Origin of the sequence: Gelidibacter japonicus (assembly GCF_010725055.1) — a bacterium.
In the GTDB taxonomy this organism is placed as follows: Bacteria; Bacteroidota; Bacteroidia; order Flavobacteriales; family Flavobacteriaceae; genus Gelidibacter; species Gelidibacter japonicus.
Window position 1 is genome coordinate 493235 of the sequence record NZ_BJKB01000002.1, and the last position, 9640, is coordinate 502874.

A 9640-nucleotide genomic window follows, 5' to 3' on the forward strand; every position below is an offset into this window, starting at 1 on the left:
AAATGAAAAACGTATATAAAATAGTTCTAGTTGCTTTAATAATAACAACTACAACATCATGTAATGACGATGATTTCTTAGAACAAACATCCGTAGACCAATTAACCTCTGCCAGTTTTTGGAGAAATGCCGAAGATGCGCAGTCCGGTTTAGTAGCGGCCTATTCAGAATTGGAATCGAGAAGCAATTTCTGGGATGGATGGCAGGAAGGACGTCCAGTGGTTGAATATTTCAGATCTGATTATGCCCTACCTGGACCGGATGCAAGCAACTACGCACATTGGATGTCCATTTATAATTTCACTTACACCAATGGCCATACTTTTATAGATGTGATATGGACCACAAACTATAAAGGATTAAATTTTGCCAATCAAGTGATTACCAAAGTTGGAGAAATGACCTCTGACAAGATATCGGAGGCGGAGAAAAAGCAAATAATTGGAGAAGCTACTTTTTTAAGAGGCTATTACCACTTTAAATTATTGACGCTTTATGAGCAAATTATCTTAAGGACTGAGTTAATCTCCAACGAAACCTTAGACAAGCCGCTATCCACTCGTCCAGAGGCATGGGAAGTGATTATCAACGACTTCAAACAAGCTGCTGAGATGTTACAAACAGTGGACAATACCGAGCCTGGAAGAGCCACAAAAGGAGCCGCCTTAGCCTATTTGGGTAAAGCCTATATGTATAAAGCTGGTGATCCTTCTTCATCTGAAGCCTCCGACTTTGAAAATGCAGCACTGGCGTTTAAGCCAATTGTTGAAGGCGCAGCAGGTTCCTATGCCTTAGAGTCCGATTTTTCAAGCTTGTTTAATGGCGAAAATGAAAATAATAAAGAATCCATCTTTGAACTGCAGTTTAAAACCGCAGATGCCACGTCGAATAACTCAACAAGACTACATGCTTTTGTAGGCGATTGGTCGATAGGTGGCTGGGGTGGTATTGCTGCCACCATGGACATTGTTAACGAAATGAAAAGTGAAGGCATGATTGCCAGCAACGGCCTGTATGACAATAGACTTTACGGTTCGCTCTATTTTAGAGATCCGTTCTATAATGACCCTAACACCAACCAAATGCAGGGAAGTACATGGGACGAGCTAATGATGGAAACTTATGAAAACACAAATGATAATGCCGTTTATTTTAGAAAATGGTTACCTAATTATGTTTGGAACAATAGCTATGTTGGTGTTAATGTGGTATTGATGCGATATGCTGATGTGTTACTGATGTATGCTGAGGCGTTGAACGAAACCGGTGCTACACCTCAGGCCATTGATTTTATAAATAACGTAAGGGCAGTACATGGCCATATGCCTCCAATAACAGTAACTTCTCAGGCTGATGTCAAAAAACAAATTATCCATGAACGAACCATGGAATTGACCTTAGAATCTGTACGGTTTTTTGATTTACGACGATGGAATATGTTAGACCAAGCCATGCAGGCAGCCGGTAGAAGTAATTTTAGTGCGGCATCTCACGCTTATTTGCCAATACCATTATCAGAGATTAACTCCAACTCTGCCATTAATTAAATAGTTTAGTTTAATTTGATTTATTCAGAAAGAGCTGTCATTTTGTTGATGACAGCTCTTTTTATTCAATATTCTTTGAATCAAACGATAGCACGAGTTATGACAATAAATTAAATGAAAGTTTAACCCCTTCTATGATCATCCCAGTTCCAATAATCGCAATGATCAATCCCATTATTTTTCCAATTACTGAAATCACATTATATCCAACAACTTTAACAATATACTTACTAAGTCTAAAAGTTATATAAGTCAATAAACTCATCGATCCAAAAATGGCAATGACTAAAAACACCTGGAATGGTGTCACATTGGCAACAAAGTTCATAGCGGTAACAATTGTTCCTGGCCCGGCCAAAATAGGAATGGCCAATGGTGAGACCGCAATATTCTCATCAATATGGACATCCTTAATGTTCTTTACATTCGATTTTTTTGATTGCAGCATTTCAAAACCAATGTAAAATATTAGGATTCCTCCAGTAATCTTAAATGCAGGAATACTAATATTAAACAATTCGAAAATATATTTCCCCAACAGGACAAAAACGACGACAATGATAAAAGCAATAATATTTGCCCTCTTGTTGATATCCCGTTTTGTTCTTTCATCAGCACCTTGGGTCAAGGATAAAAAAACGGTCATGTTTGAGATTGGATTGGTGATCGCAAAAAAACCGGTAAATACTGTAATTGAAAATGTTACTAGGTTATCCATTGGCTGCTGAGTTTCAATAGTGAAAGAACTCGAATTACTTTTTTAATTCCTAAGGAATTTTGATTTAATTTTAATAGATTATTAAAACCAATTGCGTCCCATTTCGGAGTGCAATTGATAAGCTCCACAGTTAATTAACTTGATTGTTTATTTAATATCTCTTTCAATAAAAACTTCTTTTGCCACTTTTAAGGCATTCAGCACCCGCGGAAATCCTGTATATGGCAGCAAGTGAATGATGGCGCCTATTATTTCCTTTGGAGTCAATCCAATGGTGAGACCAATATTGACGTGCAGTCTTAATTGTGGTTCCAATCCCTGGGTAACTAGAGAAGAAATTGTAATCAGCGTTTTATTTTCATCGGACAGTCCGCCTCTCGAATAAATATCTCCAAAAGCAAACTCAACAATATAATTTTCCAACTCTGAATCCAGATCCATTAAACTGTCAAAAGTGATAGAGTACGCCGGTTTTTCCGATGGGTCTTCATATTTCTTTATGACTTCCATGCCTCGTTGATAGCGTTTTGATTTTTCCATGTTCCTGTTCTAATTTATTATGATTTATTATTTCATTCTCTTCGGAAATCCAGTCCACCATGCTCCGTTAGCAGACTTGCAATCTCTCGTTCTACAAATAGAAATATATTATTCAAGTGGATAATGGTCATATGACGCCCCAACTTTCTATCCCCATGATAAGAGCAATGACCCTAATGGTTTATTATCGTTTCTACCCAATAAACTTTACGGAAAAATAAATACAACGAAAAGTTACCAGCAGGTGCCAATCATAGCTTCTTATATATCCAATTCACTTTATTCGCGAGAGATTCCTGATTTAAACCTGATTTCAAAAATTGAAATTAGGGTATTATTTTCGAAAATAAAAATTCAGAACATGGTAAAACCGTGTCGCGGTGGAATGAGAAGCAGGCAGGTCACTTGAATGGGATTTGCATCTCTATTTGTTTTTGAATAAAAGCCAGGTCCCTTGTGCTCTTTCGTACTGTTTTAGTACATTTTTTAAAACTCAAGATCAGGCTATGTAACATATGTTACTTCCATTCTCTCTACAATTTGCTAACTTTATACAAATAAATAATTCCAGCGGTATTGATATGCAAAAGATTGGGTCAAAACGCTGTATCGAGCTGCTAATGCTTATTTAAGGGCATAGACATTGATCTTTCTAAGATTTTCACTACTCAACTCTACACAACGATGGCTGCCGATTTTATTGTTGTCAACCATTAACTGAGCAGAGGAAGTCTTGTGGAATTTAGATAAGACCAATAGATCAGGTTTTGGTGGATCAACTAAAAAAAGATTAAATTAAATAAAACATAAATTATGAGCTACTATTTTTCAAAAGTCCTCGACAATTCATTTGAAGAGGCCATAGATAAAATCACGAAAGAATTGAAAGAAGAAGGTTTTGGAATTCTTACCGAGATAGACGTAAAGGAAACGTTCAAAAACAAACTGAACGTGGATTTCAGGAAATATAAGATTCTAGGGGCCTGTAATCCAAAATTGGCACACCAGGCTATCTCGGCAGAAAACAAGATTGGAACGATGCTACCCTGTAACGTCATTGTACAGGAAACAGAAGATGGCAAAACCGAAGTGACTGCAGTAGATCCGGCGGCTTCAATGACCGCTGTAGAGAATAAAGAATTAGAGGCTATTGCACAAGAAGTTCAATCAAAAATGAAGGCAGTAATCGATAGGCTTTCTTAGATTATATGCTTCAGAGTAGTTAGAAAACATGAAATACATTTCTGGGTTCCCCAAAAACAAATTTCATTTCCGGGGAGTTTACACATTCGTTATGGCTTTTTTTTAGTTATTTATCCATTTCACAGATTTCGTATAAAACCACATATCGGTTTAATATGAACTTTGTTATGTAACCAATGTTACTGTGGATAGCGTGCTTTAGTTTTAATTTTGCCATCTTAAATTGGTAGGAACTTTAATGCTGATTTCAAGTGAAGTTCACAAAAAAATACAATTATGAATAGTGAAGAAGTTATTAAATACAGTGAATGCACTATTGTTGATGTGCGCACTCCCCAGGAATTTATGGGAGGGAGTGTCTCTGGATCTGTAAATATTCCTCTTAACGAAATCCCACGGAGAATAGAAGATCTAAAAGCAATGAAGGCCCCATTGATTTTATGCTGTGCCTCTGGAATGAGAAGTGGACAGGCAGAGATTTTCTTAAACCATCAAGGTGTGAAATGCCTCAATGGCGGCTCATGGCTGGAAGTAAACCATTTAACCTCACAAAAAGTATAATATGATTTCAAAACTTAAGGAACTTTTAGGAATAAAACCAGCTCCAGATTACGTTCAACTATTAAAAGAAGGTGGAGTTATCATAGATGTAAGAAGCAGCGCAGAATTCGCAGGTGGTCACATTAAAGGTTCTAAAAACATTCCTTTACAAACATTAACTGTGAATCTGAACAAATTGAAAAACAAAGATAGGCCAGTAATTACCTGTTGTGCCACCGGTATGCGAAGCGCTTCAGCAAGAAGTATACTCAGGTCAAAGGGATTCACCCAAGTGTATAACGGCGGAGGCTGGACCTCTCTCAATAACAAAATATAATTACCCTATGCTTAACAGGATTTTCACTGGCTGGACCTGGATACGGGCAGCCCACTTAATTATAGGAATTTGGGTCATTGTACTAAGCGCATGGGAAGGTGAATGGATTGGAATCGTACTTGGAACTTGGCCTGCAACTATGGGCCTTTTCGGACTTGCTTGCGCAGGAGCAAGTTGCTCTACCGGAGCTTGTGAGATAAAAAACGATGTAACTCCTAAAAAGTAAAAATCACACTTGACTTTCGTTAAAAAATGGTTTTGTTTACAACATTGTAAAACAGCTTCAAGTTTTTCCATTAAATAAATCTGCGTTCCTTCTTTTTTTACCCTCGCTATATGGCCTCAAGTTATTAGCTAAACAATCCATTCTTGATGGTTCTTTGACCATTTTTTAATTCAATTCTCAATGAATTCCTCCTTTATCAAATGAGAATATTTCTTTTTCTCAATTTCCACATTTTATCCATCCCAGTATCAACTCATTTCATTCTTCAAGTTTTCACCCTATTTTAAGTCGTTTCTGCACCGTATCCACATCTGACTTAAACTTACAATCCCTTAACACGCCAATAAATTTGAGAAACCGCAGTATTTGAAAAGGATTTGAATTAGAATTTCGCAAATAAATTGAAACGGGCATAAGTTTAAAAACCGTATGGAATAGACAGTATTATTATGGCGATAATTTAAAACCAAGCAGGATTAAAAGAGTTTATAAGGCTTTCTTCTCAAACAAAATTGGGTTTAGATGTAATTTCAATAACTTAGGAGCATATTTGCTCCAATTGAATTGCCTAGTTAAAAATAAATTGTATGAAAAAGTTCATATTCCCAATCCTGATTCTTACGTCATTTCTATTGTCGTGCAATAAAAAGGATGATCCTGCAACTTCAGCCTTATGTGACGAATTCGTCATTATTAATAATTATATGTTTAAAAATCGTCCAGACGATGACGGCACTGGAAGAAATGGCTTTGAGATCACCTCGGCAGAAATCACGGACGATTGTTTGGTCATTGGTATTCTATCAGGTGGTTGTACAGGAAGTACAATAAAAATGGACTTGGTTGATGCCGGGAGAGTTTCCGAAACAACAATTCCACAAAGAGATCTAAAGTTGTTTATAGACAATACAGAACTCTGTAACGCCATAGTTGGCAAAACAATGTCATTTGACCTTACCCCTCTAAGAATTCAAAAAAAGGAAATCTGGTTGAATTTGGAAAAATGGGACGCCCAATTGATATATACCTATTGATATATATCTAAGCTCCTTCTTAAAAGGATCACTAGTAAATTAAACCTAAATATCACGAATAAAATCAGCGAGATACTATTTTATTGAGAGCCTCGTAATTAATTATTTATAGAACTTTTTACGCAACCTATTGCCAAATTATGCATCTTATAAAAAACCATCCAGAATCAAATTAACTATGAGACCAAAGAAAATTATCCTACTACTTTTCATGATGACTAACGGTTTGCTCATAAGTTGTAGTGATGATGATAAAAACGAGGATTGTATTTCGACCCAAACTGCATTTGTCACTTCTGTAGAGGCTCCTAAGACTGGAGTAACCAATAAGATTATTAATATTGAAGTAAGTTTTCAGGTCAATAACGGCTGTGGCGGATTTGGAAAATTTATTGAAAAGAAAAACGGAAACACGAGTGCTATTGAAGTTGAAGCAAAATATGTAGGCTGTATTTGTACAGATAACCTACCTATCATAACGGTCAATTATGAATTTATCACCAATAAAGTAGGCAATTACGAATTGAATTTTAAATCAAGTCCAACGGAGTTCATAACAGTCAACCTAACCATTAATTAAAACACAGGAGATATGAAAACACTATTTAAAGCTTTTTTATTTCTTTTTATTATGGTCAATATTGGATGCGATAATGATAATGAGTCCATAGTGATTGATGAATCGGACATGTTGATTGGGTATTGGATCAACCCTGTCTATAGCGACTCAGGAACGACATTTGAAAGAGCCAAAAGATTCAAAAATGATGCGTATGGCGTGGCTTTTTTAACAGAAAACATAAGTTTGGAAAGAAGCTCCGGTTGGTGTGGCACACCGCCGTTGATATTTGCTGATTTTCAAGGAACATGGAAAAGAAATGACTCCATCATTACCATTACCATTGATAATGGAATGGCTGGTCAGATGGATAACCATTGGGAAATTAAAACATTGAATGAGAAGCGTCTCACCGTAGAAAGATTGCCCTAACCTTACAGCTCATATAAATGACTGAGAGTGGAATTTTTAGAGTTTATAATCTTGATCATTCTTCAACAAAACACATCTACTTATAAGACATGAACGTAAAAAACTATATTTCATTGATATTGATGGGTATGACACTAATAGCCTGTTCAAATAATGATGGCACTGAACATAACCAAGATCCTTGTGGTTTTATAAATTTTAAATACTATAACGGAAGCCAGGATTTGTTGGGAGAAATGTCGAACGATTATATTTTAATTGCAGTTGACAGTATTTATCCGAATCATGACATTGAAGATTTCATTTCAACTCTAAACACTTTCGATCAAAACTACAACTACCTAATCCATAAAGCTGAAAACTATAAGTTTAAGGAAATACCTTTAAAATTAAAGGCTTCCAAAAGTTGCGAAGAAATATCCAAAATAATTTCAGACTTAAACCAAGACCCTATCATCTCCTATGCGCATTTCACACTAAAAACGAATAACTGTACCAATCTCATTTGGGAACCAATAGGCGATTTATGTATTGACAGTTATGGAAGCAGTTTTTATGTAAAAGTGTTGAATGAAAATGATTTGACAGATTTAAACCAAATGATTGCCCAAACCAACACCGAACTCGTCGGACAAAATCAATTTATGGAAAGATGGTTCGAGTTAAGAGCTACAAAAAACTCCAAAGGCGATGGATTGGCAATGGCAAATTTTTTCTATGAATCTGGACTTTTTGAACATAGTGAACCTGGAATATCAAAATACCCTGTACAATAACATAAATTGAATAGACACATCAAACGTTCACATAAAATTAAAAAGTCAAACTATATGCTACTAAAAACATGGTTCTTGAATTCACTTCTTTCAAAAAAAGCGATAAATCCATCTTTTGGGTTTTCAGTAAATTACGAGTCATTTTAACTGAAGTTTTATGACAACCATCCAAACAAAAAAAAACAAAAAAACAAAAAATGAATACACTCAGAACTTTTATAGCTATTCTTATAATGGCCATTAGTACATTTTCATGCAGCAACGATGATGGGGACCTAAATTATAATAATAATTCGTTCGTTTATATTGAGACCGCTTCATTCCAAGATTATTCTGGCAACTCTAAATTGCTGGTCAGTGATGGTAATAACACCAGACCAATTAAAATATTAAATAAGAGAATCCAATATCAAATCATTGATTCGAAGATTGTTTTTTTGGATGGACAGGATATTATTGAATTCAATCCTAAATCTAATAAAACGAGGATCATAGCAAATTTACCCAACATTCTAATTCACAGTTTTCATGTGTCACCTAATATGGACAACTTAGCGTTCTCTAACTATGAAGATATTTTCATAGTGGAATTAAACAGTGGGACTATGAAAAACATTACTGAACATCTGGAAGGTAATTTTAGAATTCCAAAATGGTCCCCAGACGGGAATTCCCTTCTGGTGAGAAATGGCATTCCAATTGTTGGACCCAACGATGAAGCTCCTACGAGCACAGGAAACTTTAAAGTATTCTCCTTATCTCAACAAAGTTTTCAAGATATCGAAATGTTTGACCAATTTGCGTCTCCGGGCAATGCCGAATGGTCTCCAGATAGCAAATTGATAGCTTATGGGCAATACCAAGCCATATTTACGTTTGATATTGAAAATCGGCAATTAAAGAGGATAACCTCTCAAGAAGTGGTAGCAACCAATCCAAAGTTTTCAACTGATGGCAGTAAAATGAGTTACTTTAGTTCTGACCTTTCCGATAATGGCAACAATTGGCAGAATTTTTTAACCATTTATGATATTTCGAATAATTCAAGTAAAATAGTCAATGATATTTATTCCTATGATGTGTCATGGAAATATGACTCTAGTGAAATTCTTTATTGCACTAAAACTGGAATATTCTCATACAATTTAAGCAACGGGACTATTTCTCAAATAGTCAATTCCAATGAATCCATTTTTCTGCATTCGGTCAAATTTCTGAATTAAACTACAAGTTAGGCGAACATATTTTCACTTGGTGCTGGATTCACTCCGCGCATCCCCAAAGCTCCGCTTTGAGAACAAAAAATCCAAACCTTTAAATTCAAGCAAGCTTAAAAGTGTGAGGATAATAATAGTAGTATTGGATTCGCCTCGCGCTTCCAGCAAAGCTTCGCTTTGAAAATCATTAAAACAAAAAAACGCTCAAGTAAACGAGGCCACTGAAAAAGTCCCCTTAAAAATATTGGGGTAAAAAGAGATAAAAAGGAGTGTAAACCGTAGTGTTTTCACTCCTTTTTTCGTATCTTTTTTACTGATTAACAAACACTTGGATATGTTATTACAGCAGCAAAAGATTCAATTGAGTGCGTATTCCGATATATATGACTTGGTTGTTCCCAAAGATAATCTTCTCAGGAAAATTAACGAATTAATTGATTTTACCTTTATCTATGATGAGCTGGTAAACAAATATTGCCTGGACAACGGACGCAACGCAGAAAGTCCGATA

The 9640-nt window shown here is 35.7% G+C and carries 13 protein-coding genes; 11 read left to right on the forward strand and 2 right to left on the reverse strand.

Going from position 1 to position 9640, the window contains the following annotated elements; translation table 11 throughout:
• The first annotated feature begins 2 nt into the window (after window positions 1–2).
• The gene (locus G6N06_RS03960; protein WP_163514754.1) at window positions 3–1547 is read left to right on the forward strand and encodes a RagB/SusD family nutrient uptake outer membrane protein; all 1545 of its coding nucleotides are present in this window, start codon (window positions 3–5) and stop codon (window positions 1545–1547) included.
• Between the two features lie 97 nt (window positions 1548–1644).
• Here G6N06_RS03960 and G6N06_RS03965 read toward each other — a convergent pair whose 3' ends face one another.
• Both G6N06_RS03965 and G6N06_RS03970 read right to left on the reverse strand, forming a co-directional pair.
• Window positions 1645–2265, reverse strand: coding sequence for a MarC family protein (locus tag G6N06_RS03965; protein ID WP_163514755.1), 621 nt, complete (start codon window positions 2263–2265; stop codon window positions 1645–1647).
• A 147-nt stretch (window positions 2266–2412) separates the two neighbouring features.
• A complete protein-coding gene (locus tag G6N06_RS03970) occupies window positions 2413–2805 on the reverse strand; it encodes a carboxymuconolactone decarboxylase family protein (protein ID WP_163514756.1) in 393 nt (130 codons plus the stop codon).
• An 813-nt stretch (window positions 2806–3618) separates the two neighbouring features.
• Here G6N06_RS03970 and G6N06_RS03975 point away from each other — a divergent pair.
• The 10 genes from G6N06_RS03975 to G6N06_RS04020 form a co-directional block, all read left to right on the forward strand.
• Window positions 3619–4008, forward strand: coding sequence for a DUF302 domain-containing protein (locus tag G6N06_RS03975; RefSeq protein ID WP_163514757.1), 390 nt, complete (start codon window positions 3619–3621; stop codon window positions 4006–4008).
• A gap of 276 nt (window positions 4009–4284) precedes the next feature.
• Window positions 4285–4569 (forward strand): rhodanese-like domain-containing protein, encoded by a 285-nt coding sequence (locus tag G6N06_RS03980; protein WP_163514758.1) that lies wholly within the window; start codon window positions 4285–4287, stop codon window positions 4567–4569.
• A gap of 1 nt (window position 4570) precedes the next feature.
• Window positions 4571–4885, forward strand: a complete 315-nt coding sequence (locus tag G6N06_RS03985; RefSeq protein WP_163514759.1) for a rhodanese-like domain-containing protein — start codon at window positions 4571–4573, stop codon at window positions 4883–4885.
• A gap of 7 nt (window positions 4886–4892) precedes the next feature.
• Entirely contained in the window at window positions 4893–5111 is a 219-nt protein-coding gene (locus G6N06_RS03990) for a hypothetical protein (protein ID WP_163514760.1), read from the forward strand.
• Window positions 5112–5698: 587 nt separating this feature from the next.
• Window positions 5699–6145, forward strand: a complete 447-nt coding sequence (locus G6N06_RS03995) for an iron-sulfur cluster assembly accessory protein (RefSeq protein WP_163514761.1) — start codon at window positions 5699–5701, stop codon at window positions 6143–6145.
• Window positions 6146–6323: 178 nt separating this feature from the next.
• The gene (locus G6N06_RS04000; protein WP_163514762.1) at window positions 6324–6725 is read left to right on the forward strand and encodes a hypothetical protein; all 402 of its coding nucleotides are present in this window, start codon (window positions 6324–6326) and stop codon (window positions 6723–6725) included.
• A gap of 12 nt (window positions 6726–6737) precedes the next feature.
• On the forward strand, window positions 6738–7136 hold the full coding sequence (locus tag G6N06_RS04005; protein WP_163514763.1) for a hypothetical protein: 399 nt from the start codon (window positions 6738–6740) through the stop codon (window positions 7134–7136).
• A gap of 89 nt (window positions 7137–7225) precedes the next feature.
• Window positions 7226–7912, forward strand: coding sequence for a hypothetical protein (locus G6N06_RS04010; protein ID WP_163514764.1), 687 nt, complete (start codon window positions 7226–7228; stop codon window positions 7910–7912).
• A gap of 197 nt (window positions 7913–8109) precedes the next feature.
• A complete protein-coding gene (locus G6N06_RS04015; RefSeq protein WP_163514765.1) occupies window positions 8110–9135 on the forward strand; it encodes a hypothetical protein in 1026 nt (341 codons plus the stop codon).
• 328 nt (window positions 9136–9463) lie between these two features.
• Window positions 9464–9640, forward strand: a 177-nt coding sequence (locus tag G6N06_RS04020; RefSeq protein WP_503826522.1) for a transposase, incomplete at its 3' end; no start/stop codon positions are given.

Bases quoted from the DNA above. Each gene is read 5' to 3' on its own strand.
- G6N06_RS03960 (WP_163514754.1), top strand. From the start codon at position 3: ATGAAAAACGTATATAAAATAGTTCTAGTTGCTTTAATAATAACAACT.
- G6N06_RS03995 (WP_163514761.1), top strand. From the start codon at position 5,699: ATGAAAAAGTTCATATTCCCAATCCTGATTCTTACGTCATTTCTATTG.
- G6N06_RS04000 (WP_163514762.1), top strand. From the start codon at position 6,324: ATGAGACCAAAGAAAATTATCCTACTACTTTTCATGATGACTAACGGT.
- G6N06_RS03985 (WP_163514759.1), top strand. From the start codon at position 4,571: ATGATTTCAAAACTTAAGGAACTTTTAGGAATAAAACCAGCTCCAGAT.
- G6N06_RS03970 (WP_163514756.1), bottom strand. From the start codon at position 2,805: ATGGAAAAATCAAAACGCTATCAACGAGGCATGGAAGTCATAAAGAAA.
- G6N06_RS03980 (WP_163514758.1), top strand. From the start codon at position 4,285: ATGAATAGTGAAGAAGTTATTAAATACAGTGAATGCACTATTGTTGAT.
- G6N06_RS03975 (WP_163514757.1), top strand. From the start codon at position 3,619: ATGAGCTACTATTTTTCAAAAGTCCTCGACAATTCATTTGAAGAGGCC.
- G6N06_RS03965 (WP_163514755.1), bottom strand. From the start codon at position 2,265: ATGGATAACCTAGTAACATTTTCAATTACAGTATTTACCGGTTTTTTT.
- G6N06_RS04005 (WP_163514763.1), top strand. From the start codon at position 6,738: ATGAAAACACTATTTAAAGCTTTTTTATTTCTTTTTATTATGGTCAAT.
- G6N06_RS04010 (WP_163514764.1), top strand. From the start codon at position 7,226: ATGAACGTAAAAAACTATATTTCATTGATATTGATGGGTATGACACTA.
- G6N06_RS04015 (WP_163514765.1), top strand. From the start codon at position 8,110: ATGAATACACTCAGAACTTTTATAGCTATTCTTATAATGGCCATTAGT.
- G6N06_RS03990 (WP_163514760.1), top strand. From the start codon at position 4,893: ATGCTTAACAGGATTTTCACTGGCTGGACCTGGATACGGGCAGCCCAC.